Source organism: Shewanella sp. W3-18-1 (assembly GCF_000015185.1).
Lineage (GTDB): Bacteria > Pseudomonadota > Gammaproteobacteria > Enterobacterales > Shewanellaceae > Shewanella > Shewanella putrefaciens.
Map to the genome: position 1 here is coordinate 1,944,742 of NC_008750.1, position 24,438 is coordinate 1,969,179.

Genomic DNA, 24,438 nt, shown 5'->3' on the forward strand with positions numbered 1-24,438 from the left:
TTTAGAACACTATGATCGTGATTCTCCGCCAATAAAGCGCATTGAATTCGTTTGCTTGCTAAGTCAATACGGTATGGGCAAAAAAAAGATCACTGAAAAATTATTTTATAACAGCCCGCAATAAATCCCTTGCCGTAGTGTGGTCTAGCGCGTTTATACAGGAATATTTTTCTGAGGCTGGAACAGGAAGGATCTCCAGCCAGCGTTGGCAAACCCAGGCAATATCATCGAATTGTTTAGGGTGATAGTGTTGTAAATGTTGAGGATATTCCTTGAGGATGTTTTTCAACATTTGACTAAGGTAGCGTTCATCTGTCGCGATGGCGGCTGTGGGCCAGTTATCGAGTAGACTAACTTCACCCCGTTTTAACCCATCATTTTCAATTTCGAAGCTCGTCAGTTTAAAGCGTTGTATTCCCTGAATACTAATACCTAACATTCCATCGGCTAATGTTTCAAAGTCAATGATATGAGCTAAAGTGCCAATTGATTGAATGGTTTTATTGTCTTCTTCTATCATGCATAGGCCAAAACCTTGCGCGGATTTAAGAGATTCGGCAACTAAGCGTTTATATCGAGGTTCAAATATCCGTAGCTGAGTGTATCCCTCAGGTAATAGGCAGATAGGTAATGGGAAAAGAGGTAATTTCATAGTGGCCTCAGATGAACTTAAGTCTCTTTTATTACGTACCATAGCGAGAGTTTGATCAGTTAATCAAATAATAGATCACTTAATGTTGAGGATGATATGAAGTTAAATCAATTTGAGAAAAGGTTAGTGCAGCATCCATTGCGTTTTTGGCTGCAAAATCAAGTGGAAGCTCCTTTACTGACCTCTATGATGCCAAAACCTTTGGCTTGTTTTGAGCAGGCTTTAGAAATAGGCTGTGGCTTTGGTAATGGTATTCATTTGATCCGCGAACACTTTGGTGCTGGCCATGTTACCGCAATGGATATTGATCCCGAAATGGTGGCAGCGGCTCAGAAACGCTGGCAGGATTCTTCCCATGGTCTAAACAATTTGCACTTTTCTGTTGCGGATGCAACGCAACTTCCCTTTGCTGAGGATCGGTTTGATATCGTATTTAATTTTGCTGTATTTCATCACATTCCGGCTTGGCAGACGGCTATTGCAGAGGTGGCAAGAGTGCTCAAACTCGGTGGTTTTTTTGTGATTGAGGATTTATACCGATCAGCAATTTGTAATCCAATTAGTCGCCGCTTGTTTGAACATCCACAGCAGAACCGCTTTGATCACAGAGAACTTTTAGCGGTGTTACACCAAGAAGGATTTCACCTTGTTTGCGATAGAAATATGTTCAATCTTGCAGGAATGGTGTTAGCACAAAAAATATCACAGCGATAAATGGTGCGGTGAGTATTGGTATTGCCACTATTTTAATGGGTATAGATTGATTTGCTGTTGAAAATGCGGCGCTGGATAACACTTTACAGCCCCTGACCGTCTAATGACGCTCTAGGTTTAGAGAGCCGTTTTGCGAGAGTGGTTGTAATTTTTAGATAAAATCGACTTTTAGCATAGTTCTCACGGTGAGTTTGCCGCTATAATTTAGCCAAGTTCGTCGCATGCGATGAAAGTATTTTCCTCCACATTAGAGAAGCAGCATTATGGCAAACGTATTGGCAACCGTAGATCAACGTACCAAACTCGTTGGTGAAAATCGGCTTGAATTACTGCTTTTTCGTATAAATTCCACGCAGCTATTTGCCATTAATGTGTTCAAAGTGAAAGAGGTGGTAAAACTTCCGCCCCTTAATGCCATGCCAGGCAGCCATCCGCATATATTTGGTGTTGCAAACATTCGCGGTATATCCATTCCTGTCATTGATTTACGTTCTGCTATTGGTTTTAAGCCTGTTGCTCCAGGTGATGATGCTAATATGATCATCACCGAATATAACCGCAGTGTTCAAGGTTTCTTAGTGGGCAAGGTAGAACATATCATCAACATGACATGGAGCGACATTATGCCGCCGCCTAAAATGGCTGGACGGAATAATTATCTGACGGCAATTACCCGCATTGAGCACCAAGGCCAGTCGCAATTAGTGTCGATTATTGACGTAGAGAAAGTGCTGGCGGAGATCATTCACTACGATATTAGGCTTTCTGAGGGTGTACTTGACGAAACCTTAGTCCATGAAATGCCTGGGCGTAAGATTTTGATTGTAGATGATTCTTCAACGGCAAGACGCCAGGTTCGCGAGACGTTAGGTCAACTCGGTATTGAAATCATTGAGGCTTCCGATGGTTTGCAAGCATTACAGTTATTGCAAAAATGGCGTGATGAAGGGAAGCAGATCTCAAAAGAATTATTGATGATGATTACCGATGCCGAAATGCCTGAAATGGACGGTTATAAACTCACCCATGAAGTCCGCAGCGATAAAGCAATGGCGGATTTATTTATTACGCTAAATACTTCGCTTAGTGGTAGTTTTAACCATGCTATGGTTGAAAAGGTTGGATGCGATCGTTTTATTTCAAAATTCCAACCCGATCTGTTAGTGGAAGTGGTTCAGGAAAGATTAAGACAAATTATTGCGCAATAAATGTTTCGTTCCTTTGTTGAAGTTTGTTTAGTGGATTAATTTACCATTAAGTTAGCAAGAGATAGTCCGGTCTTGTCGCCTTGAACCATCGCGTTATATCAATTCGGCTTCAAGATCGGTTAACACTTGACGTTTCATTTCCTTAGCGGAAGCAATGTGAATACGTGCGAGCCTGAGGGCATAATTGAAGCGAGCTCGACCGACTAAACGCACGAGGTCGGCAAAAAAGGTCGGATCTAAAGTAAATTGAGTGCTGTAATAGTGGATAGCAGCATGTACTGATGTATAAGTAACACCATCAAATTCAAAGCCCGCACTATAACCTTGATCATCAATTTCTATTTCTTCGAGCCGTAGTGGCCAGCCTGGAGCATTGATCCTATCTCGAGCGATTTGGTACATCATCCAAGCACTTTTCTTAAATCCTTCAAATACGTTGCAGGAAAACTCCGACTCGGCGAGTTCAGCTTCCGTCCAGTTGATCCCGATCGCCAAATGCTTGGCATAAATTCGCATCAATGCATCTTTAACTGCTATACGGCAGTCCCAAATCGAGGTTAACGGATGTTGCTTAGCTAGTTTGGCACACTCACTACAGGCAGGAACGGCCAATGATGGGTGAGGGGTATGAGTTTGGCTGTGATACTCAAAATGTTGATTACAAGGTTCGCCACAAAACCAGCAGGTATGACGTTTATCGAAGGGAATATCTATGATGGGGATAGCAGACATCAAGGTTTGATTACCTCATTCCTTGATGTCGTTAATAGATGATTGACGTGCTTAACACTCTTCAACATCAACTAAGTCTTTTGCTAATACAATAGGGTCGAGTTCCAAACATTCTTCATTTGTTTGCCAATCAACACCGATCAACACGCCATCGTCATTTAGATCTGACACCCAATACTCAAGGAATTCTTCAAGGGAAATGGCGACAGCTTGGTAATCATGCCATTCGTCACTGCAATGGGATTTTGCGGCAGCTTCGCTTGACCATAATGGCATCACATCAGTGTCTTCAAATTCAGATGAGTCGCAAACAACCCAACCTTCACCTGTTTCATCCATTAGACCCCAAAGCGTCTGATGTTCTTTTACATTTTCGATAAAGCCAGCCAAAGCCGCATTGATTTCTGTCATGATAGGTCTCTTTGAAGTATGCCGTTAACCTGCCCATTATACGGTAACATCGACAGAGGCCAAGGGATTCTTTGTTAAGATTTTTCTTGTGTTGGATAACTGAGCAATAAGACTCGACATAAGCGTATTTATGTCAATAAGGATTGTGTTAGCCGCCACTATGGGTCAGGATTATTAACTCAGTTGAGTACAATACAGTGATTGTTGTGAAATCAAATATTGGAGTTGTCGATTTGATTAAAATGAAAGGGTTGACCTATCTTGCGGCTAGCTTTGCAGCCTGCGTTAGTGTGAGTGCTTGCTCGAGTGCGCCAACGTCCAGTGTTAGCAGTAATAATGCCATTGCAGATCCTAATGCGGCACTTGCCACTGTGGATATCAATGCCACAGTGCAATTAAATGCCGATGCCTTTGCTAGTTGCCTCACAACGCTACAGGCACGAGCGCGAAGTGAGGGGTTATCAGAGGAAACCATTAATAATACCGTTGCGCATTTACAATTTGTGCCGCGCGTGATTGAGCTCGACCAACAGCAACCTGAATTTAGTCAAACTTTTGCGAATTATTTTACTAAGAGAGCTACCGATTGGCGTGTCAATGAAGGGCGACGTTTATTACAAAAGCATCGAGCATTGCTGGATAAGTTGTCGCTGCAGTATGGGGTACCACCACAATATATTCTGTCTTTTTGGGGACTTGAGACCAACTATGGCTCTTACAAAGGAAAAATGGCCGTATTGGACTCGCTGGCAACCTTGGCTTGTGAGCCTCGTCGTAGCAGTTATTTCACCACCGAATTGATGCAAGCACTTAAGTTAAAAGAAAAATATCAGTTTGATAAAAACACTATGGTGGGCTCTTGGGCGGGGGCAATGGGGCATACACAGTTTATGCCTTCAGCCTATGCTAAGTATGCTATTGATGGCGACGGTGACGGTAAAGTGGATTTGTGGAATAGCACGGCAGATGCATTAACCTCTGCGGCTAATTTTTTACAAAGTTTAGGTTGGCAGCGTAATGAGCGTTGGGGGCGTGAAGTTTTACTACCAAAGAATTTTAGTTACAGCCATTTAGGTGCAAAACAGACATTGCCTTTAGCTGAATGGGCTGCGCAGTCTGTAACCCTGACTAATGGACAACCTTTGCCACAAGCGGATATTCAGGCTGCATTATATTTACCCGCGGGTCATACGGGTCCTGCATTCCTAGGGTATGAAAACTTTAATGTGATCATGCGTTGGAACCGTTCAGAGTTCTATGCCATTACCGTAGGACATCTAGCGGATCGTATTAATGGTGGCGAGCCTCTAAAAGTCGCTCCACCTGAACAGCCTCGTCTCAGTCGTGAGCAAGTTAAACAACTGCAAGAAAAATTGAATGAGGCGGGGTTTGAGGTTGGTAAACCCGATGGTGTGCTAGGGCGTAATTCAATGGCTGGGATCCAAGCTTTTCAGCGCAGTAAAAAAATGATTGCTGATGGTTTCCCAAGTCCTGAGGTGTTCGCCGCTTTAGGGCTAACGCTTTAATGTTAAGCAGATGTGCAGTGCAGTCGGGATAAAAATGTGGAGTGAAAAGGTCAGTTTTGTTAAGCTCGCCTCACATTTGAAATCGAAGTAAATCAAAGGATATTCGATGAGCATTATTAAAGACGACATGGTTGTGCAGTTTAACTACACTCTGCGCGATGAGAAAGGTGATGTGATTGAGACCAACGAAGGCCGTGAAGCCATTGCCTATTTACATGGCCATGACAATATGATGCCAGGTGTTGAAAATGCCATTAATGGCAAAGCTGTTGGTGACAAGTTTACCGTGACTTTACCTGCGTCGGAAACCTACGGTGAGCGCGTTGAAGGAGACGCTGCGCAACAACGAGTGTCTGTGAAACACCTATTAGGCGCCAGCGTGTGGAAGCCAGGTATGACGGCTGTGGTACACACTGACCACGGTCAACGTCAAGTCACTATCGTTAAAGTAGGTAAATTTATGGCGACTGTGGATGTGAACCATCCCTTAGCGGGCCGTGATTTAACCTTCGATATCGAAATTGTCGGTGCTCGCGATGCCTCTGATGAAGAAATCGCCCATGGTCATGCCCATGGTGCTGGTGGTCATCACCACTAATTTTTAGGATTTGAAACTTGGTTTTGTTCCTCGATTGAAGATGAGTAAAACGGGTATGCAATCTTGAAGTTAAAAGCCCAAACCTGTTGGTTTGGGCTTTTTTGTCTTTTTCTATCTCGCTAGTGGTTATGTTCATGCGCTATGGGTTTGTCTGCAAACAGCAGGTCAAGGCTTGCTTGCGTTTGGGGATGATATCCCGAACGAGCATTAAGGTAGACATGCTTGGCCCAATCATAGTGCTCGGTACTCGCCAGCGTTTGATATAAAGGCAGGATAAGTCGGCGTCGACCAATTTCGTTTACATACTGCTTTAGCGCGGGTAATACAGTGTAATAGCGGTTATCTAATGCGAGTGAATACCATGCGAAAGCGATTTCACTGTTGCTAGTGCCTGTAAAATGGAAGGCATTATCTAGCTCGGCAAGTTTAGCTTGGTGTAAATTAATTCTTGGCATTTCGCTAATAAACCGCAACCACTGGTGGACGGTCCATGTCTTCGTTTTAAGGGCTTTGGCGCTAACCTTTCCTTCAAGCCAAGTTTGTCTTTGAAGATCGACATCATCAAAGGCGTGGGAATTGGGGGGCACGAGGAATGAGGGTAATCCCTGGCCCTCAATCCAAGTATCGACTTCAGCTTCACTGACAATATTAGGGTATTTGTTTAATAGATTTAAAGATAAATACTCGCGAAACTGCTCAGTGGTAATACTCTGAAACGCGAAATGACTGAAATAATCTTTCACAAACGCATCGAAGCGTTGACGGCCATATTTTTGCTCCAAAAAGATTAAGAATAACTGGCCTTTCACATAGGGGACGCCGCTAAAGGCATCGTCTGGATCCCGTTCACCCAGTGTGATATGCAGCACTGAGTCCTCAGGTGGTAATGCTTCAATCTCTGCTAACAGTTCAGAGTATCCAATCGTTTGTTCCATCAGGGCTCGGTCACGACCATAGAGATCTTCCATAATGCGGTTTTCAACATAGGTGGTAAAACCTTCATTAAGCCAGAGATCGCGCCAAGTTGCGTTGGTGACTAAATTGCCTGACCAAGAATGGGCGAGTTCGTGTGCAATGAGGCTGACTAAGCTTTTATCTCCGGCAATGACCGTTGGCGTAATAAATGATAAACGGGGGTTTTCCATGCCACCGAAGGGGAAGCTAGGCGGCAAGATAAGCAGATCATAACGTCCCCAACGGTAATCGCCATAACGCTTGGATGCTGTTTTTATCATTTCAGGCGTGTCGGAAAATTCTTTGCTGGCTTTGTCGAGCATAACTGGCTCTGCCCAAATACCCGAGATGTTATCTAAGGGAGAAAATTTTAAATCCCCAGCAGCAATAGCAATCAAATAAGCGGGAATGGCCTGCGGCATAGTGAACTGGGTTTGGGTGCTTGATAACACCTTACGTTCGGCCCCCATGACCACAGTAATGGCTTTATCTGCGGTTATTATCGCACTATAGGTTTGGCGAACGGCTGGCGTATCTTGCAGTGGGATCCAACTGCGGGCGTGAATCGCCTGACTCTGACTGAACATAAAAGGCAACAGTTTACCTTGGGTTTGCTCAGGGGTTAACCATTGAATACCGGACGGATTATTCGAGGTGTGATAGCTGATTTTAACCTTTTGGGTATCTTCATCTGCAAGTTTGATGGTCAGTGCCGCGCCTTTTACCGTGTCAGCGTTGGCTAGGGTGAAGGGCACGCTTTGCCATTTCCCAGCTGTATTTAAAGCCGTTACGCTGTTAATCGTTAGATCTCGAGTATCTAAGATGAGTTCTTTCCCCGCCTTATGCCAAGCCAAATCGAGGATGACTTCGCCGGATAAGTGGTTTTGCTTAAAATCGATGGCAAGGGCAAGCGCCACATGACTCACGCTGACTTCAGTGTAATTGGCATAGGTCAGTGTATCTTGGTTCTGCTGCGTCTGTGTTTGTGCAAAAGTGGCAGCAGGCTCGGAGGCGAAGGTGTTAGAAGCGCTATTGGCATCAGTGCTATTGGCATAGGTGCTGGGAAGAAATTGCAGCGCAAACAGTAGGGCGCTGCAAAGGACGGTTGGGCGAAGTGAAAGCATTATTTAACAGCCTAATGATGAAGTATTTTAGCTCGAGTTTTGGGCGATAAGTGCAACAATTTGCTTGGTGTTCTATTGACCCATTCAATATCGGGCAAAAGTTTACCTGATAATCCACTGGATTTGTGATCTCACTGTTAGCTCAAATGTAATCAAACTTTAATGGCTCGTATGCTGGCAAGGAAATGCCATCGGTAAAAGACCACAAGTTTGCTATGATTACGGTGTTTTCACATAGGACGGTTATCATAATGGTGATAGATTTTTCGCAGGGTAAGCTCATCGTCACTGAGTTTGAAGTGCAAGTGCGGCTCAATGTTGCCAGTATCGTACTGCAAGCGAGTGCGGAGGATATAGGTTTGCGACGTCAGCCACCTATGTTGATCGCCGATGGTGGCGGTGTGCGTTGGAGCTTAGTATTGGACTCAAATACCCAGTTACGTGCGATTCAAGATGTGCTGGGAATGGATGCGGAATAAAGTACGCCTGCGTCGCGTGTCTAACTTATAGATCTATCATCACTTTTTAGTTGATGAGTGTTTAATATCGAATTAGGGATTTTTTAGTATGTCAGCTTCTCTTGAGCGTATTGTCGTTGAGCCTAAGACGCCTGCTACGGCCGTGGTCATTTGGTTACATGGATTAGGGGATTCGGGGGCAGGATTTGCCCCTGTTGTGCCAGCCTTAGGGTTACCCAGTCATCATAGCATTCGGTTTATTTTTCCCCATGCACCAGAGCAAGCTGTAACCATCAATGGCGGCTACGTCATGCGAGCTTGGTATGATATTAAAAGCATGGATTTACATGACAGAGCCGATATGCAAGGGGTTTTGGCATCAGAGTTACATGTTAACGCATTGATTAATGAACAAATCGCGGCAGGTATTCCGAGTGAACGCATTGTCTTGGCTGGATTTAGCCAAGGGGGTGTGATGAGCTTATTCTCAGGGCTACGTTTTGAAAAAAGGCTTGCTGGCATCATGGCGTTATCTTGTTATTTACCGACAGCCGATGCGTTACCAGCGGACTTAAGTATGGCTAACCGTAATACTCCGATATTACAACAACACGGTGTGCAGGATGATGTTGTCCCGCTATCTGCGGGAGCCTTAGCCAAAGATGTTTTAATATCGGATGGATATCAAGTGCAGTGGCAAACTTACCCCATGGCACATTCGGTTATTCCTGCCCAGTTAAACGATATTCGTCAGTGGTTATTACAGCAATTTGAAATGTAGCTAAGTCTAATTGCTGATAAAAACGGCATGCGGTAATGTCAATATTATCCATGCCTGTTCTTTTAAGTGAACAATAGTGATTTCATTTATTTCCTTCTAAGTTGTTTATATTTAAAGGTTTAAAACTAATTATTTTGTTTTTATTTCTTCTAGCTTAAATGTATAAAATTTAATTGTTAAGCTTATTTTTTATTTGAAACAAATTTATCTTAAACCCTTTGGTAAATACCACATTAAAGTCACTTTTATTAATAAAAATGACACATTTCATCTTTATTATTTGCTATTATGCTCTGCGTCGAACTTGATAGAGTTCGAGACAAACTTTCTATGATAAAATAATTAAAATCAAGGGGTTGATGTAATGATAAATAAGCTTATTAAAGGATTAGTTGCAACGGCTGTGCTTGCAGCTCTCGCAGGTTGTAACAATAGTGATGATGATAAAATTCCAACAACATGTGCTGAAGCAGGGAGTGCGTGTAAAGCATTCACTATTTTACATACCAATGATAACCATGGTCGTTTCTGGGAAAACAGTGACGGCGAATATGGTTTAGCAGCGCAGAAAACACTTGTAGACCAGATTCGTGCTGAAGTGAGCAAGAATGGCGGTCAAACTTTATTATTATCGGGTGGTGATATCAATACTGGTGTACCAGAATCAGATTTACAAGATGCTATTCCTGATTTTACCGGTATGAATAAAATTGGTTATGACGCAATGGCCGTTGGTAACCATGAATTTGACAATCCGTTATCAGTACTTGATATGCAGCGCCGTCTTGCAGAATTTCCAATGTTGGCTGCCAATATATACCGTAAAAATACCGATGGTAGTCAAGGTGAGCGCTATTTTGATGCCTATAAAATTTTTAATGTTAACGGTTTAAAAATTGCTGTCATCGGTTTAACTACCGAAGATACTGCTAAAATTGGTAACCCTGAATTTATTAGCGATCTGATTTTTACTGATCCCAAAGTTGAAATTGCTAAGGTCATCAAAGAAATTAAAGATGCCAAATCGGCTGATATTATTTTCGCAACGACACACATGGGCCACTATGCTGACGGTCAAAATGGCAGTAACGCTCCAGGTGATGTTGCTCTCGCACGCGCGCTGAAAGAAGGTGATTTGCAAGTTGTTATTGGTGGCCACTCACAGAATCCTGTTTGTATGGAATCTGGCAGTGAAAACAAAGTTTACGCCGATTTTAAGCCGGGTGATGAGTGTGCTCCAGATAAGCAAAATGGTACGTGGATTATGCAAGCCCATGAATGGGGTAAATATGTAGGCCGAGCTGATTTTGAATATTTCAACGGTGAGCTACATCTAGCAAGCTACAAACTTGTGCCTGTTAACATGCGTAAACTGGATGAGAAAGGTGCTAAAACTACCGAGTTAGCTGGTGCTAAAATTGAACCAGATACTGAGTTAAAAGAGTTACTGTCTTACTATCAAGAAAAAGGGCAAGCTAAGCTAGATGAAGTGATTGCAACGACAGATGCCCTGTTAGATGGTGAACGCGCAAACGTGCGTAATAAACAAACTAACTTAGGCCGTATGTTAGCGATGGCGCAAAGTGGTAAAGTGTCTGCAGACTTCGGTGTGATGAACTCGGGAGGTGTGCGCGCCTCTATCAAAGCAGGTAACATTACTTACCGTGACGTACTTACCGTACAACCGTTTGGTAACATGGTGACATTGAACGAAATGACTGGGACTGAAGTTGCTGCATACTTAGGCGCAGTGGGCAGTCTTCAAATTGGATCCGGTGGTTATGCACAAATCACAGGTGTGAAAATGACCATTGACTGTGTGGCTAAGACCGCCAATATCAGTCAAATCAATGGTAAAGATTTTAGTGCCGGAGCAACCTATAAGTTCACTGTGCCGAGTTTTAATGCTGCTGGTGGTGACGGTTATCCGAAATTAGCAAGCCCAATTCAAACGGGTTATGTTGATGCTGATTTACTGTATACATTCTTAAAAGACAAACAAACGATCGTTGCTGCAGACTATAATCCTGTAGGCGACATCGTTTATGAAAACTCATCAAGTGTTGAAGGTTGTAAACTGTAACAACTAATCGATATTTGTTTAAGCATAAATGCCACTCACCTGAGTGGCATTTTTTACTTTTAATGATTCGAGTTATTACTGTGATTTAGCTGAAATATAACCAGTCATTTTACTGATTACATACTGGGTATGCTGGCGTTAATGACTTTGATACAGCTAGATTGCAGTGTAATGTGGTTTATATTCGTGTGTCAGTACGGCATTTATTGGATAACAATAAATAGAACACTTATTAGTGAGTAAGTCGTAGCTCGTGACGGTGCTCATGCTGGTAGTGTTCTGCACAGGTGGCGCAGCGTTGTTCGGTGGGATCTTGATTTAAGCGTTCAATTTCTATTTCTGCTTCACAATCTGAGCACAGACCATAGAGACCTAAGTCAAGCTGACAGATCGCGGCATCAAGTTTATTTAATTGGCAGAAAAGAGGGTGTTCGGCCAAGGGACTTTGTGCCAATTGATCGATCAATTCGCCTAAACTTAGGTTGGCATAATGCGTCCCGAGTACTTCAAGGAACTGCGGGAGCGCGCCGATTTCTTTCCTTAGATTAGCCTCAAGCTCTGACAATTCATGTCTGATATGGGTGGTGCTCACGTAAAATCGCCTGTTTTATCTGACTCTAGGTGTTCAGTCTAATAGTTCCACTATCAGCGACTATGATAAAGATCAAGTATCAGCGAGATTTTTAGTTTTTTCGCAGTAATAAACCAGAAAAGTACTTCATTCCTATTGAATTATTGCTGCAAATGTACGGTATCAATACCCATCACCCATGGCGTTACTATTACATAGGCAAATTAATGTGTTTTTGGTAAAGCATTGTGTGCCGCTTCAAGTTCTCTGACGATGTCTTCGGTTGTTTTATGGACTCTTAATGTTCTAAAAAGGGTATCCGCTTCAGGATATTGTCGATTGAGGTAGGTAAACCACTGTTTGATTCGGGCGGGGTAATAATCGCTTTTACGGCCATTGAGTTCCCTTTGAGTATAACTGAGCATAAGTGCTAAGGTTTGCGCCCAAGTATAAGGTGCGGCTCCTGTTTTTATGGTGTCAGCTAAATTGGGCAATGAAATGGCGCCACGACCAATCATAATGCTATCGCAGCCAGTCACGGCCATACAACGCTTGGCATCATCACTGTTCCAAATTTCCCCGTTAGCAATCACTGGGATAGGCAGACGTTTTCTCACTTCAGTAATGTATTCCCAATAGGCGGGAGGTTTATAGCCATCAACTTTACTGCGTGCATGAATGGCAAGTTCGGTTGCCCCCGCTTCATAGACAGCCAAGGCATTTTCCATAAAGAGTGACTTATCTTCATAACCTAGGCGGATTTTTGCCGTAACAGGGTGCTCGCTAGGCACGGCTTGACGCATTGCGCGGACAATATCGTGAATACTATCTGGATATTGCAGGAGTACAGCGCCACCGTTACTGCGGTTAACCATTTTCGCCGGACAACCAAAGTTGGCATCGACGCCATGGGAACCTAGCTCTACTGCTCGTAGGGCATTTTCTCCCATACATTGGGGTTCTTGACCGAGTAATTGAACACGTACTGGCGTACCTGATGGTGTATTCCCCTGATTGTGTAATTCAGGGCAAAGTTTAAGAAAAACTTTCTCTGGCAGAAGTTGATCTACCACTCGTACAAATTCAGTGACAAGTAAGTCGTAGGGATTGATTGCAGAGAGGATGTCACGCATCAAATCGTCTACCACACCTTCCATTGGAGCCAAAATCACACGCACAGCCGTTAACCCGCATCAGTTCTCAAAGGGCGTGCATTCTACCTTATCGTTCTAGCGTTGCGAACAAGAAACTTTTCCAGCTGGATTGAGTTATTGATTCGCCCTCTATCAGGGAATATTGAATATTTCTGTGATCTAAATGTGTTTTTTGCAATAGAATTGAGTTTCAACAGGTCTCTTGTTACAAACCAGCTACATAAACTGTTGTTGGGCACTTTACACCATAAACGACAAGGAAAATATTATGAACTCAGTTAAGAAAACCGCCGCCGCAGTTGCATTAGGTACTGTTGTTGTCAGCTCTGCTTTTGCTGTAAACGCACAAACCAATCCATTTGGTTTTCAAACTATGGATGCCGGCTATCAAGTCGTTGGATCTGAAGGTAAGTGTGGTGAGGGTAAATGTGGCGAAGGAATGAAAAAAGCCGCCGATAAAGCTAAAGAAGGCAAATGCGGGGAAGGCAAGTGTGGCGGCGATATGAAAAAAGCCGTTGATAAAGCTAAAGAAGGCAAATGCGGGGAAGGCAAGTGTGGCGGCGATATGAAAAAAGCCGTTGATAAAGCCAAAGAAGGCAAATGCGGAGAAGGCAAATGTGGTGGTGATATGAAGAAAGCCGCAGAAAAAGTGGAAGAGGTTAAAAAAGAAGTAAAATAAGTTTCAGCATTTTCAACACTGAACAGGCATTGTGTGGGATGTTGAATAACAAGCCAGCGAGAGCTGGCTTGTACTTTCAATGATCTTGATGATATTGCTGCATGAGATTTGCCTGTTATGGCAAAGAGGTTTTATGAGAAATCCATATCTTGAGCAGGTTGGGCTTGGCCTTCGGCGGGAAATGCTAACGGAGTTTTGCCATCAAGTGCCCAGTACCATTCAATTTTTTGAAGTTGCACCTGAGAATTGGATGACCCTTGGTGGTAAATATGGCAAGCAGTTTCGTCAGCTTACGGAGCAACATACTTTTTATTGTCATGGGCTTAGCTTATCCATTGGTAGTCCAGCACCCTTAGATGTCGAGTTTGTTCGCCGTGTAAAGGCCTTTATGGATTTGCACAAAATTCAAGTGTACTCCGAACATTTAAGTTACTGCTCAGGCCAAGGCCATTTATATGACTTGATGCCTATACCGTTTACCGATACCGCAGTCAAATATGTGGCAGCACGGGTTAAGCAGGTTGAAGATATCTTAGAGCGACCACTTATTTTAGAAAATGTCTCTTTTTACGCAGCGCCTGCTGCACAGATGACAGAGCTTCAATTCTTAAATGCAGTACTGGAAGAGGCTGACTGTAAGCTGCTCTTGGATATCAATAATATTTATGTAAACTCGATAAATCATCGCTACGATGCCAATGTCTTTTTAAACGCAATGCCCACTGAGCGTATCGCTTATTTACATATTGCTGGGCACTATAAACAAGCAGAGGATCTGATTATCGATACCCATGGCGCCGATATTAATGATCCCGTGTGGGCACTATTACAAGTTTGCTATGCCAAGCATGGGGTGTTACCGACGTTATTAGAGCGGGATTTTAATTTACCACCCACCTCTGAGCTATTACGCGAGATTGAACAAATTCATCAACATCAAGCGATTGCGTTTAATTCGGCTGTTGCGAAAAGGAGTGCTTAGTGAATTTTAAACAGGTTCAGCAGTCTTTTATCGACTATATTCGCGACCCTGCTAAGCCATTACCGGCTGGGACATCCATTGAGCGAATGCAGGTTTACCGTGAATTATTTTTTAGTAATGTGATGGGGTTTGTCTCTAACGGTTTTCCGGTTTTGAAGAGTTTATACACCGAGAATGATTGGTTGATTTTGGTACAAGATTTTTTTAGTCAGCACGACTGCCAGTCTCCACTTTTCATCGATATCGCTGGGGAGTTCCTCGATTTTCTGCAACAGGAATACCAACTTAAAAATACTGATCCTGTGTTTATGTTGGAGTTGGCTCATTATGAGTGGCTTGAACTTGTCGTTGCAGTCGCACAACAGGATGCTAAGGAAGTGGAGCTCAAGCCTGAAAATATTCAAGATCTCCCGCTGTGCCTTTCGTCTACAGCGAGGGTTGCGCAGTACCATTATCCAGTGCAACTTATTCGTGATGACTTTTGTCCTACAGCATGTCTTGATACGCCAGTATTTTTTTGTATTTACCAAGATGAAGATAGTGAAGTCCGTTTTTTGCAATTAAACCCACTAAGTGCCCAAGTGTTAGCCTATCTTGCTGAGCAAGGCTTGATGAGTTTTGATGGTATAGTCAATTGGTTAACAATAACTTATCCGCAGATAACGCCTGAGGCTTTAGCACAAGGTTGTTTGCAGCTACTCGAACAGTTAGCCATCAAAGGCATAGTGCGAACTCATCAGTCTTAGCACGACTATTGATCAAAATAATTGCAATAACCCTACATAAAAAGGGTTTTTGTTGATTTGACAAACGGCTACAATGTCGCCCGTTTTGTGATCTCCATCACCGTTTGATTTCTGCACACTTATACTTGCATATACCTTAGGAGCTGTAATGAGTAGTCAGCCATTTAAAGACCCATTTAACTTTATGTATTTTATTGGTTTTATTTTAGTCTTATTGCTACCAACTCTGCCAGCAACCCTAATGTGGTTAAAGCAGTTAGGTTTAATTTAAGCGGGTTTTAATCTCGAATGGGTATACAATTGCCACTCTATTGAGTGGCTTTTGTTTTTTAGAGAAGGGCATTATCAGCTTATGGTATTGAAGCGCGGATTTTTTTTACTTTTGGGATTAACAGCTTTAGCCCTTGGATTACTTGGCATAGTGCTGCCCCTGTTACCGACAGTCCCTTTTATTTTGCTGGCTGCGTTTTGTTTTGCCCGTTCGAGCGAGCGTTTACATATCTGGTTGATGACTCACCCTTGGTTTGCCGATGCATTAACCCAATGGCAGCAACAAGGTGCAATACGCAAAGGCTTAAAGCGTAAAGCAATGCTGATTAGTGCTCTGAGTTTTAGCATCAGCATTATGCTGGTGCCCATTATGTGGGTAAAAGGAATGCTCATTGCTATGGCATTGATTTTACTTTGGTATCTCAAAAGTATTCCCGAAGTTGAATAACGGGTGGCTGAATCCTTCTTTTAGGGAGATTTTGCCGTTGTGCTTACAGGGTTTGATCTCAGGCACAAATCGATAACCAATTTATTACTTGTGCGTTGTGATTGTTGCAACTCAAACCAAAGCGGCATAAGCTTTGTGCGATTTTTTGCAATTCGTCCACACTCGATGTGGACGTTTTGTTTTATACCGCCAATCTTGGCGAATTGATTAAGTAACTTACTAAGTAAATATGATGGCTATGAATACAGAAACCTTATCCTTGATAAAGCAAAGCATTAAAACGATTCCGAACTATCCTAAGGAAGGGATCCTATTTCGCGATGTCACCAGTTTACTTGAGAATGCCGCAGCCTATAAAGCGGCCATCGATTTATTGGTTGAACATTATCGTGGTCAAGGTTTTACCAAAATTGTCGGCACTGAAGCCCGTGGTTTCTTATTTGGTGCACCACTTGCTTTAGAATTAGGCATTGGTTTTGTGCCCGTTCGTAAACCCGGTAAATTACCCCGAGCGACTATCAGCCAAAGCTATGAACTTGAATATGGTCACGATAGCCTAGAAATTCATACTGATGCGATTAGCGCAAATGACAAAGTGCTCGTTGTTGACGATTTACTCGCAACCGGTGGTACGATTGAAGCGACGGTAAAACTTATCCGCCAATTAGGTGGTGAAGTGAAAGATGCTGCTTTTGTGATTTCATTACCCGATTTAGGTGGTGAGGCGCGTTTAACGGCATTAGGGCTTGAGTTGGTTAAACTTTGTGAGTTTGAAGGCGAATAATTCTTCAGCCAAAGGCGCCTTAGGATAGTTTGATGGCATGTCACACCATGACATGTTATCTTTCAAAGTTCCCGGGGCGCATGCTCCCATTTTTGTATCACACACTCTGGGGAGTTCCATGTCATATCAGGTGTTAGCCAGAAAATGGCGCCCTGCCACATTTGAACAAATGGTTGGTCAAAGCCATGTATTGCATGCTTTAACCAATGCACTAAGTCAGCAGCGTTTACACCATGCTTACCTGTTTACAGGGACGCGAGGCGTAGGTAAAACCAGCTTAGCGCGACTCTTTGCCAAAGGCTTAAACTGCGAACAAGGCGTTACTGCAACTCCCTGCGGCGTCTGCGGTAGTTGTGTCGAGATCGCCCAAGGCCGATTTGTCGATTTAATTGAAGTTGATGCAGCGTCCCGCACTAAGGTCGATGATACGCGCGAGCTGCTGGACAATGTGCAGTATCGCCCGACCCGTGGCCGTTTTAAGGTTTATCTTATCGACGAAGTGCATATGCTGTCGCGCAGCAGTTTTAACGCACTGCTTAAGACCTTAGAAGAACCCCCTGAGCACGTTAAATTTCTCCTCGCGACAACAGACCCACAGAAACTACCCGTGACTGTGTTATCCCGTTGCTTGCAGTTTAATTTAAAAAGTCTGACACAGGATGAAATTGGCACTCAGCTTAATCATATCTTGACGCAGGAGCAGCTCCCCTTTGAGGTTGAAGCGCTAACACTCCTTGCCAAAGCCGCCAATGGTAGTATGCGTGATGCGTTGAGCTTAACGGATCAGGCCATTGCTTTTGGTGGTGGTACTGTGATGCTCACACAAGTGCAGACCATGCTTGGTAGTATTGATGAGCAACACGTTATCGCCTTACTGAAAGCCTTAACGGATGCCGATATCACAGTACTAATGCAAACCAGTGCCCAAGTGCTCGCGTACGGCGCCGATGCCCAAGAAGTGTTGCGCAGTTTGCTTGAGCTGTTACATCAAATTACTCTAACGCAGTTTGCCCCCGCTTGTGCTCAGCAGTCCTTATACAGCGCACAAATTCGTGCTTTTGCTGAGCAATTAACGCCGGAGCAAGTACAGCTTTATTATCAGATCCTATTAACGGGTCGCAAGGATTTACCCCATGCCCCAGATCCTAAATCAGGCCTAGAAATGGCACTCTTACGGGCCGTTGCCTTTGTGCCAGAAAAGCCCGTTAAACGCTGGCAAGTCGAATCGCCAGCCGAGGTGAGTTTACCTGTAGGGCAAACATCAACTTCATTGGCGGCGTTAGCGACATCGGCAGCTGAAAAAAAAACAGATTTAGTTGAACAACCTACAGATGTTAACGTACATGCTGCAGTTGAGATTAATGCACCTTCGGATACAGCAGATAGCGCTTTGTTCGCAGAGCAAACGCTGATCATTAGCCAAGCCCTAAGTCAGGGATATAAGTTATCTGAATCCATTGCACCAACAAGCATCGAGATACCTGTCGCTGCGATATCGCAAAGTGAAGATACCAAAGTCGAAACACTGGTCTCAACCAATGAGCAGGCAGTTGTAAATAACACTGACAGTGATACCCAATTAGATTATGTCTATGGGCATGGGGATTACACCCAAGATGTCGCGCCATTGGATATTTATCAAGATGATTATGCTAGCTTTTCTTCTGAGTCATACAGTTCGTTGACTCAGGAAATGGTGGCTGAACAAGCGACTATTAACCCTGTTAGCCCTGCAACTCAAACCTCAACTCAAGTTGAAAATACCACTGGAGTCACTATTCCAACCGCCACAGGCATCGCGGTGGATCCCTCTTTAGGGCAATCCAGTTTCAAGCAAACTGCCACAGCCTCGTTGGAGGATGACGATATTTTATCGGCGGTATTAGCTGCAAGAGAGTCGCTGTTGTTGGATCTCGATGCCTTGAGCGCGAAGGATGGTGATGAAAAAAAGCCTTCACTGGATTTTAAACGTAAAGAGCCAACAATTGGCCCGTTATCTGCCACCAGATCAGATATAACCACTTCTCCTAAAGCGGTAAAGGCGGTATCTCAGTCTGTAGAATCCATTGACTCAGAATTTGATTTTGACGATGATTTTGAGCCTGCGCCACAGATGGATGGAGGGTTCGCTCAAAGCGTTACACAAGCAAACAAAAATCCAGAAGCATCGCAACCTTTAACACAAAATGGGCAAATAACACAAAATGGGCAAAAACCTTCGGGGGAAAAACCCGTCAGCGTCGATGATCCCAATGATCGTCCGCCTTGGGAGGCTGCCCCTGCTACAAATATGCAGCATCCTGTGGTACACCCTGTTTCAGCGTTGGAGCCAGTAGTTCCTACTGCAATGCAAGATGAATTGGCACCAATTGATCAGGCTCCCCATACGCCCGTTTCACTTATGAGCGACCCTATAGAGGATGCGGTCAAGGAATCATTAACTGAACCAGTAACGGGTTTGTCGAATCAAACCGGACTGAGTGTGGTGCAATCTGTAAGTGGTAATCCATTGGATTTACATTGGTATAAGTTAATGGCGAGTTTAGATATTGGCGGTCGAGTACGCCAACTTGCGGTTAATTCAGTATGCCAAGCGCAAAGCGATCCACTACCATTACTGTTAAAACCCGATCAAAAACACTTAGCAGCCGATGTCGCAATCGTGCAATTAGAACAAGCATTGACGGCGGCGCTCGGGAACCCAAGGCGAGTACAAGTAGTCATAGGAAGCGATCCAAAGCGGGAAACACCCCTTGAGTTACGTAAGCGTTTTCATCAAGAACTATTACAACAGGCACAGCAGTCGTTAATTAAAGACGATAATGTTCAATGGCTTATTCAGCGTTTGGGTGCAGAGCTTGATACCGATACTTTAGTGTATCCTCCCGATCTGTTAAACCAACGGAGCCAGCAGATCCAAGCGTTACCTGAACCAGAGTTGACGAATGAGTTCACTCAGAGCGAGGGTAAACTAGCGCTAAGTAAGGCTTAATTATCAATGTGCCTGAATAGCAGTATTAAAATGAGTCATTGATGGAAACTCGCTATCAAGATCATAAGTTTATTAATGGGATCACGGCATAGATTGCCAATCCCATTAATTTCAGTAAGATTAGCCAGCTTTAAAGCTTGCGACTAACCCTAATAGAAGAGAAAAGACTATGTTTGGAAAAGGCGGTATGGGCAATCTGATGAAACAAGCCCAGATGATGCAAGAAAAAATGGCGAAGATGCAGGAAGAAATTGCTCGCATGGAAATGGTGGGCGAATCGGGTGCAGGTCTAGTCAAAGTCACTATGACGGGTGCACACACAGTGCGTAAAGTCGAAATCGACCCAAGTTTGATGGAAGACGATAAAGAAATGCTGGAAGATTTGATTGCTGCGGCCTGTAACGATGCAGCACGTCGAATCGAAGAGAATCAAAAAGCTAAAATGGCTGAAGTGACTGGCGGTATGCAATTACCACCAGGCATGAAAATGCCGTTTTAATTGAGATAAGCAATGAAATTCAGTCCACTGCTTGACGAGTTAATTCAATCCCTGCGTTGTTTACCTGGGGTCGGACCTAAATCGGCACAACGTATGGCGTTTCAATTGCTTGAACGGGACAGAAAAGCAGGGCTTAAATTAGCCAGTGCACTGTCCAGTGCCATGAGTGATGTTGGCCACTGTCAGTCTTGCCGAACTTATACTGAAGAAACGCTGTGCCCCATTTGTGCTAGCCATAAACGCGGCTCATCTTCCACCATTTGTGTAGTGGAAACGCCTGCCGATGTGTTGGCTATTGAGGCGGGTGGACATTTCACAGGCCGTTATTTTGTACTACTTGGCCATTTATCTCCCCTTGACGGTGTTGGCCCTGAAGAATTAGGGCTGGCTTTACTCGAGCGTCATTTAGCCTCGGGGGATGTCAGTGAGTTGATTCTAGCAACCAACCCAACGGTAGAAGGTGAAGCGACAGCGCATTTTATTGCCGATATGGCAAGACGTCATAAGGTGATGATCAGCCGTATTGCCCACGGTGTTCCCGTTGGCGGTGAGCTTGAATATGTGGATAGCACCACGTTGGCACTCTCATTTAATGGGCGTTTGCCGTTGTAAATCTTGCCGATAATGGATTGTTAATCAAGTTGATAGGACTCGCTTTTGCGGGTCTTACTGTTACTAGATATTGTTTCTAGATATTGTTTCTAGATATTGTCGTTTAATGCTGTTGTCCTGGCTCACGCCTGTGATTGTTAAGTAAAGGCCGCTATTTTACAGTGGCTTTCTTTTGTCTTATTTTTCATCATTCAAACCTCGTTTTATTCCTTGCCCTTGAAAAGCAAATTTGCAGCCCCATTTAAGTAAGCACTGAGCGTTACTTTTACCAAATTGCGTAACAAATAAGGAAAATTTCATGTCACAACAAGAAACTCATGGTTTTCAAACTGAAGTCAAACAGCTGTTGCATTTGATGATCCATTCTTTGTACTCCAACAAAGAAATTTTCTTGCGTGAACTGGTCTCCAACGCTGCGGATGCGGCCGATAAGCTGCGTTACCTCGCGTTGACCAATGACGCATTATATGAAGGTGACGGTGAGCTGCGTGTGCGCATTAGTGCAGACAAAGATAAAGGCACAGTGACCATCGAAGATAATGGTGTGGGTATGACCCGTGATGGCGTGATTGAGCATTTAGGCACTATTGCAAAATCAGGCACCGCCGAATTCTTCAAAAACCTCTCTGGCGAAGCCTCAAAGGACTCGCAGTTAATTGGTCAGTTCGGTGTGGGTTTCTACTCCGCCTTTATAGTGGCGAAAAAAGTCACCGTTCGCACCCGTGCCGCCGGCCATAAGGCCGATGAAGCAGTATTGTGGGAATCGGAAGGTGAGGGTAGTTTCACCGTTGAAACCATCACTAAGGCGAGCCGTGGTACTGAAATCACCCTGCACCTACGTGATGAAGAAAAAGAGTTTGCCGATGATTGGCGCCTACGTTCTATCATCACTAAATACTCAGATCATATCTCTGTGCCCGTAGAGATGTGGCAGGAAGGCACACCAGAGCGCGACGGTCCAGACGGCGAAAAAATTCCTGCAACCGAAGGTTACTGGAAAGTTATGAACAAGGCGACAGCCCTGTGGATGCGCAATAAGTCTGAGATTAGCGACGAAGAATATCAAGAATTTTATAAGCACATTTCCCATGACTACACAGACGCATTACTGTGGAGCCACAACCGCGTAGAAGGTAAGCAAGAATATACTAACCTCTTGTATATTCCTTCAAAAGCGCCATGGGATCTGTGGAATCGTGACCGTAAACACGGTCTAAAACTGTTTGTGCAACGTGTGTTTATTATGGATGACGCAGAGCAATTTATGCCATCTTACCTGCGTTTTGTGCAGGGCTTAATTGACTCAAACGATCTGCCGCTGAACGTCTCCCGCGAAATTTTGCAGGACAATCACATTACCAAAGCGATGCGCACTGGTATCACTAAGCGCGTGCTGGGTATGTTGGAGAAACTGGCGAAAGACGATGCGGAAAAATATCAACAGTTCTGGGCTGAATTTGGCCAAGTGTTAAAAGAAGGACCCGCAGAAGATTTCGCAAACCGTGAACGTATTGCTGGCTTACTGCGTTTTGCTTCAACCCACACGGGTAGCGCTGCGCCGACTGTGTCACTCGATGACTACATCAGCCGTATGAAAGAAGGCCAAACGAAGATTTACTATATTGTTGCCGACAGCTATGACGCCGCCGCTAACAGTCCACATTTAGAGTTATTGCGCAAAAAAGACATTGAAGTATTACTGATGTCTGAGCGTATCGATGAGTGGTTAATCAACCACTTAACAGAGTACAAAGAAAAACAATTGCACTCAGTGACTCGTGGTGAACTTGAACTTGGCGAACTGGAAGATGCAGCGGAGAAGGAAGCACAGGAGAAACTTGCCGAGGAGTCTGCTCCTCTTATCGAGCGTATTAAAGCTGCACTAGGTACAAAGGTTGCCGATGTGAAAGTGACCTCTCGTTTAACTGACACCCCAGCCTGTGTGGTCACGGGTGAAGGCGAAATGTCGACGCAAATGATCAAGCTGATGCAAGCTGCCGGTCAACCCGTGCCGGAAGTGAAGCCAACATTTGAGGTAAACCCTGCGCACCCATTAGTGTCGCGCTTAAATGATCTTCAAGATGAAACCGCTTTTGCGGATTGGTCAAACTTACTGTTACAACAGGCGCAATTATCTGAAAAAGGTAGCCTTGCGGATCCATCGGCCTTTATTAAGCTGATGAACCAAATGTTACTGGCAAATATGAAGTAAAAAATTTGGGGCCCATGGACGTTATTGCTCAAATGGGCCCCAACTATTTTTGAGCTTATCTCAGTTTTAACTTAGTTATGTTTTAGCTTAAGCATGTTAAAACTAGCGTCTATGTATTTTATTGGTTGACATGATTTACGCTATAACGCGTGGCGAATGTTACCACAAAGGCATGTGTATCAAGGTGAGGACTAAAGCTTAATGATGGCGTCGGTTAGTCACCTTTCGATATTAAGGAAATACCATGGATAATATCCTCGATCTGACAAAAGACAATATTCAGCAAGTGGTTGATGCCTCGATGCAACAGATCGTGGTGTTGGTCTTTTGGGCACAATCTCAACCACAAAGTGTCACTATGGTGCAAACGTTAGAGCAGATCGCTTCGCAGCATTCGGGGCGTTTTGTACTTGCCAAAGTGAATTGTGAAACCGAATTAGAAATTGCCAATTATTTTCGTATTCAAAGTTTGCCTACTACTCTCGTGCTCGATAAAGGGCAACCTATTGATGGTTTTGCTGGCATACAGGAAGCAATGCAAGTGAATGCTATGCTTGATAAGCATCTGCCTCCCATGTGGCAATTGCAATTAGCCCAAGCGAAGGAATTGCTCACGTTAAGCCAAGTCACCCATGAGGACTTAGCAACGGCAGTGATACTGCTAAAAGAAGCCCATAGTTCGTCTAATAAGGCAGGCGAGGTCAGTTTAGTGCTTGCCGATGTGTATTTAATGCAGGGAGAATTAGCGTTAGCACAAACCTTATTGGAGCAGATTGGTCTTGCGGATCAAGATGGTTATTACCAAAGTCTAAAAGCTAAGCTTGCACTGGCCTTGGATGCAGCAGATACCCCTGAAATTCGCGATTTACAGCAAAAGTTTGCGCAAAATCCACAGGATTTAGTGTTATTACTCGAACTGAGTAAGGCGTTACACGCCGCACACCGTGATGAAGAGGCGTTAAGTCTATTGTTTGGTGTGTTAGCTAAGGACCTAAATGCTGAGAATGGTACTGTAAAACAAGTGTTTATGGAATTACTTACCGCACTTGGTCAAGGTAACCCGCTTGCTAATCAATATCGCCGTAAGCTTTATACTTTACTTTATTAATCATCAAAATAGCCGATTCTCCGCAGTTTATTTGCACTTTCTGAGGCTAAAGTCGAAGCTAAAAGCCTTCTCAATGGCGGCCAGATGTGCGAAGATCGCCGCCCTAAGAAGAATATCAATGCGAAAAAGAGGACTCTTGA

Annotated in this window: 24 protein-coding genes; 18 read left to right on the plus strand and 6 right to left on the minus strand. The window is 43.9% G+C overall.

Annotated features, from left to right (window positions below):
• Window positions 1-100 precede the first annotated feature (100 nt).
• Window positions 101-652, minus strand: a complete 552-nt coding sequence (locus tag SPUTW3181_RS08815) for an LON peptidase substrate-binding domain-containing protein (RefSeq protein WP_011789022.1) — start codon at window positions 650-652, stop codon at window positions 101-103.
• Between the two features lie 96 nt (window positions 653-748).
• On the opposite strand from SPUTW3181_RS08815, the gene SPUTW3181_RS08820 reads away from it, so the two are divergent.
• Together SPUTW3181_RS08820 and SPUTW3181_RS08825 are read left to right on the plus strand one after the other, a co-directional pair.
• Entirely contained in the window at window positions 749-1,366 is a 618-nt protein-coding gene (locus SPUTW3181_RS08820) for a class I SAM-dependent methyltransferase (protein WP_011789023.1), read from the plus strand.
• Between the two features lie 263 nt (window positions 1,367-1,629).
• The gene (locus SPUTW3181_RS08825; RefSeq protein ID WP_011789024.1) at window positions 1,630-2,574 is read left to right on the plus strand and encodes a chemotaxis protein CheV; all 945 of its coding nucleotides are present in this window, start codon (window positions 1,630-1,632) and stop codon (window positions 2,572-2,574) included.
• A gap of 93 nt (window positions 2,575-2,667) precedes the next feature.
• On the opposite strand, the gene SPUTW3181_RS08830 is transcribed toward SPUTW3181_RS08825, so the two are convergent.
• Complete coding sequence (locus SPUTW3181_RS08830; protein WP_011789025.1) at window positions 2,668-3,306, minus strand: hypothetical protein; 639 nt, start codon at window positions 3,304-3,306, stop codon at window positions 2,668-2,670.
• 51 nt (window positions 3,307-3,357) lie between these two features.
• Window positions 3,358-3,717 carry a DUF2750 domain-containing protein gene (locus SPUTW3181_RS08835; protein WP_011789026.1) on the minus strand — a complete coding sequence of 120 codons (360 nt, stop codon included), beginning with the start codon at window positions 3,715-3,717 and terminating at the stop codon, window positions 3,358-3,360.
• A 233-nt stretch (window positions 3,718-3,950) separates the two neighbouring features.
• On the opposite strand from SPUTW3181_RS08835, the gene SPUTW3181_RS08840 reads away from it, so the two are divergent.
• Together SPUTW3181_RS08840 and SPUTW3181_RS08845 are read left to right on the plus strand one after the other, a co-directional pair.
• Complete coding sequence (locus SPUTW3181_RS08840; RefSeq protein ID WP_041408367.1) at window positions 3,951-5,243, plus strand: lytic murein transglycosylase; 1,293 nt, start codon at window positions 3,951-3,953, stop codon at window positions 5,241-5,243.
• 106 nt (window positions 5,244-5,349) lie between these two features.
• The gene (locus SPUTW3181_RS08845; RefSeq protein ID WP_011789028.1) at window positions 5,350-5,841 is read left to right on the plus strand and encodes an FKBP-type peptidyl-prolyl cis-trans isomerase; all 492 of its coding nucleotides are present in this window, start codon (window positions 5,350-5,352) and stop codon (window positions 5,839-5,841) included.
• Window positions 5,842-5,960: 119 nt separating this feature from the next.
• Here the strand turns inward: SPUTW3181_RS08845 and SPUTW3181_RS08850 are convergent, their stop codons facing one another.
• On the minus strand, window positions 5,961-7,919 hold the full coding sequence (locus SPUTW3181_RS08850) for a M1 family metallopeptidase (protein ID WP_011789029.1): 1,959 nt from the start codon (window positions 7,917-7,919) through the stop codon (window positions 5,961-5,963).
• Between the two features lie 251 nt (window positions 7,920-8,170).
• Here SPUTW3181_RS08850 and SPUTW3181_RS08855 point away from each other — a divergent pair, with 251 nt between their 5' ends.
• The 3 genes from SPUTW3181_RS08855 (at window position 8,171) to ushA (ending at window position 11,241) form a co-directional block, all read left to right on the plus strand.
• Window positions 8,171-8,398 (plus strand): DUF3389 family protein, encoded by a 228-nt coding sequence (locus tag SPUTW3181_RS08855; RefSeq protein ID WP_011789030.1) that lies wholly within the window; start codon window positions 8,171-8,173, stop codon window positions 8,396-8,398.
• Between the two features lie 88 nt (window positions 8,399-8,486).
• On the plus strand, window positions 8,487-9,158 hold the full coding sequence (locus tag SPUTW3181_RS08860) for an alpha/beta hydrolase (RefSeq protein WP_011789031.1): 672 nt from the start codon (window positions 8,487-8,489) through the stop codon (window positions 9,156-9,158).
• 364 nt (window positions 9,159-9,522) lie between these two features.
• The gene (gene ushA, locus SPUTW3181_RS08865; RefSeq protein WP_011789032.1) at window positions 9,523-11,241 is read left to right on the plus strand and encodes a bifunctional UDP-sugar hydrolase/5'-nucleotidase UshA; all 1,719 of its coding nucleotides are present in this window, start codon (window positions 9,523-9,525) and stop codon (window positions 11,239-11,241) included.
• 232 nt (window positions 11,242-11,473) lie between these two features.
• On the opposite strand, the gene SPUTW3181_RS08870 is transcribed toward ushA, so the two are convergent.
• Both SPUTW3181_RS08870 and dusC read right to left on the minus strand, forming a co-directional pair.
• Window positions 11,474-11,833 carry a TraR/DksA family transcriptional regulator gene (locus SPUTW3181_RS08870; protein WP_011789033.1) on the minus strand — a complete coding sequence of 120 codons (360 nt, stop codon included), beginning with the start codon at window positions 11,831-11,833 and terminating at the stop codon, window positions 11,474-11,476.
• 203 nt (window positions 11,834-12,036) lie between these two features.
• On the minus strand, window positions 12,037-12,990 hold the full coding sequence (dusC, locus tag SPUTW3181_RS08875; protein ID WP_011789034.1) for a tRNA dihydrouridine(16) synthase DusC: 954 nt from the start codon (window positions 12,988-12,990) through the stop codon (window positions 12,037-12,039).
• 244 nt (window positions 12,991-13,234) lie between these two features.
• Between dusC and SPUTW3181_RS08880 the strand changes: the two genes are divergently transcribed.
• The 11 genes from SPUTW3181_RS08880 to SPUTW3181_RS08930 all read left to right on the plus strand — a co-directional run bounded on the left by SPUTW3181_RS08880 (window position 13,235) and on the right by SPUTW3181_RS08930 (window position 24,298).
• On the plus strand, window positions 13,235-13,645 hold the full coding sequence (locus tag SPUTW3181_RS08880; protein WP_011789035.1) for a hypothetical protein: 411 nt from the start codon (window positions 13,235-13,237) through the stop codon (window positions 13,643-13,645).
• A 133-nt stretch (window positions 13,646-13,778) separates the two neighbouring features.
• The gene (locus tag SPUTW3181_RS08885; RefSeq protein ID WP_014610751.1) at window positions 13,779-14,627 is read left to right on the plus strand and encodes a DUF692 domain-containing protein; all 849 of its coding nucleotides are present in this window, start codon (window positions 13,779-13,781) and stop codon (window positions 14,625-14,627) included.
• On the plus strand, window positions 14,627-15,373 hold the full coding sequence (locus tag SPUTW3181_RS08890) for a DUF2063 domain-containing protein (protein WP_011789037.1): 747 nt from the start codon (window positions 14,627-14,629) through the stop codon (window positions 15,371-15,373). Before SPUTW3181_RS08885 ends, SPUTW3181_RS08890 begins: the two co-directional genes overlap by 1 nt.
• Window positions 15,374-15,521: 148 nt before the next feature.
• The gene (locus tag SPUTW3181_RS22230; protein ID WP_011789038.1) at window positions 15,522-15,644 is read left to right on the plus strand and encodes a hypothetical protein; all 123 of its coding nucleotides are present in this window, start codon (window positions 15,522-15,524) and stop codon (window positions 15,642-15,644) included.
• 81 nt (window positions 15,645-15,725) lie between these two features.
• Complete coding sequence (locus tag SPUTW3181_RS08900) at window positions 15,726-16,091, plus strand: YbaN family protein (protein ID WP_011789039.1); 366 nt, start codon at window positions 15,726-15,728, stop codon at window positions 16,089-16,091.
• A gap of 232 nt (window positions 16,092-16,323) precedes the next feature.
• Window positions 16,324-16,875 (plus strand): adenine phosphoribosyltransferase, encoded by a 552-nt coding sequence (apt, locus tag SPUTW3181_RS08905; RefSeq protein ID WP_081429832.1) that lies wholly within the window; start codon window positions 16,324-16,326, stop codon window positions 16,873-16,875.
• A 37-nt stretch (window positions 16,876-16,912) separates the two neighbouring features.
• A complete protein-coding gene (dnaX, locus tag SPUTW3181_RS08910; RefSeq protein WP_011789041.1) occupies window positions 16,913-19,867 on the plus strand; it encodes a DNA polymerase III subunit gamma/tau in 2,955 nt (984 codons plus the stop codon).
• A gap of 169 nt (window positions 19,868-20,036) precedes the next feature.
• On the plus strand, window positions 20,037-20,366 hold the full coding sequence (locus SPUTW3181_RS08915; protein ID WP_007648738.1) for a YbaB/EbfC family nucleoid-associated protein: 330 nt from the start codon (window positions 20,037-20,039) through the stop codon (window positions 20,364-20,366).
• Window positions 20,367-20,378: 12 nt separating this feature from the next.
• Window positions 20,379-20,978, plus strand: coding sequence for a recombination mediator RecR (recR, locus tag SPUTW3181_RS08920; protein WP_011789042.1), 600 nt, complete (start codon window positions 20,379-20,381; stop codon window positions 20,976-20,978).
• Window positions 20,979-21,276: 298 nt separating this feature from the next.
• Window positions 21,277-23,190, plus strand: coding sequence for a molecular chaperone HtpG (gene htpG, locus SPUTW3181_RS08925; RefSeq protein WP_011789043.1), 1,914 nt, complete (start codon window positions 21,277-21,279; stop codon window positions 23,188-23,190).
• A gap of 244 nt (window positions 23,191-23,434) precedes the next feature.
• Window positions 23,435-24,298 carry a tetratricopeptide repeat protein gene (locus SPUTW3181_RS08930; protein WP_011789044.1) on the plus strand — a complete coding sequence of 288 codons (864 nt, stop codon included), beginning with the start codon at window positions 23,435-23,437 and terminating at the stop codon, window positions 24,296-24,298.
• Window positions 24,299-24,438: the final 140 nt, after the last annotated feature.

Coding starts and splice junctions, on each gene's coding strand:
- SPUTW3181_RS08820 (WP_011789023.1), top strand. CDS start 749: ATGAAGTTAAATCAATTTGAGAAAAGGTTAGTGCAGCATCCATTGCGT.
- SPUTW3181_RS08855 (WP_011789030.1), top strand. CDS start 8,171: ATGGTGATAGATTTTTCGCAGGGTAAGCTCATCGTCACTGAGTTTGAA.
- recR (WP_011789042.1), top strand. CDS start 20,379: ATGAAATTCAGTCCACTGCTTGACGAGTTAATTCAATCCCTGCGTTGT.
- SPUTW3181_RS22230 (WP_011789038.1), top strand. CDS start 15,522: ATGAGTAGTCAGCCATTTAAAGACCCATTTAACTTTATGTATTTTATT.
- SPUTW3181_RS08930 (WP_011789044.1), top strand. CDS start 23,435: ATGGATAATATCCTCGATCTGACAAAAGACAATATTCAGCAAGTGGTT.
- htpG (WP_011789043.1), top strand. CDS start 21,277: ATGTCACAACAAGAAACTCATGGTTTTCAAACTGAAGTCAAACAGCTG.
- SPUTW3181_RS08815 (WP_011789022.1), bottom strand. CDS start 652: ATGAAATTACCTCTTTTCCCATTACCTATCTGCCTATTACCTGAGGGA.
- SPUTW3181_RS08825 (WP_011789024.1), top strand. CDS start 1,630: ATGGCAAACGTATTGGCAACCGTAGATCAACGTACCAAACTCGTTGGT.
- ushA (WP_011789032.1), top strand. CDS start 9,523: ATGATAAATAAGCTTATTAAAGGATTAGTTGCAACGGCTGTGCTTGCA.
- SPUTW3181_RS08835 (WP_011789026.1), bottom strand. CDS start 3,717: ATGACAGAAATCAATGCGGCTTTGGCTGGCTTTATCGAAAATGTAAAA.
- SPUTW3181_RS08880 (WP_011789035.1), top strand. CDS start 13,235: ATGAACTCAGTTAAGAAAACCGCCGCCGCAGTTGCATTAGGTACTGTT.
- SPUTW3181_RS08900 (WP_011789039.1), top strand. CDS start 15,726: ATGGTATTGAAGCGCGGATTTTTTTTACTTTTGGGATTAACAGCTTTA.
- SPUTW3181_RS08885 (WP_014610751.1), top strand. CDS start 13,779: ATGAGAAATCCATATCTTGAGCAGGTTGGGCTTGGCCTTCGGCGGGAA.
- apt (WP_081429832.1), top strand. CDS start 16,324: ATGGCTATGAATACAGAAACCTTATCCTTGATAAAGCAAAGCATTAAA.
- SPUTW3181_RS08860 (WP_011789031.1), top strand. CDS start 8,487: ATGTCAGCTTCTCTTGAGCGTATTGTCGTTGAGCCTAAGACGCCTGCT.
- SPUTW3181_RS08915 (WP_007648738.1), top strand. CDS start 20,037: ATGTTTGGAAAAGGCGGTATGGGCAATCTGATGAAACAAGCCCAGATG.
- dnaX (WP_011789041.1), top strand. CDS start 16,913: ATGTCACACCATGACATGTTATCTTTCAAAGTTCCCGGGGCGCATGCT.
- SPUTW3181_RS08845 (WP_011789028.1), top strand. CDS start 5,350: ATGAGCATTATTAAAGACGACATGGTTGTGCAGTTTAACTACACTCTG.
- SPUTW3181_RS08830 (WP_011789025.1), bottom strand. CDS start 3,306: ATGTCTGCTATCCCCATCATAGATATTCCCTTCGATAAACGTCATACC.
- SPUTW3181_RS08850 (WP_011789029.1), bottom strand. CDS start 7,919: ATGCTTTCACTTCGCCCAACCGTCCTTTGCAGCGCCCTACTGTTTGCG.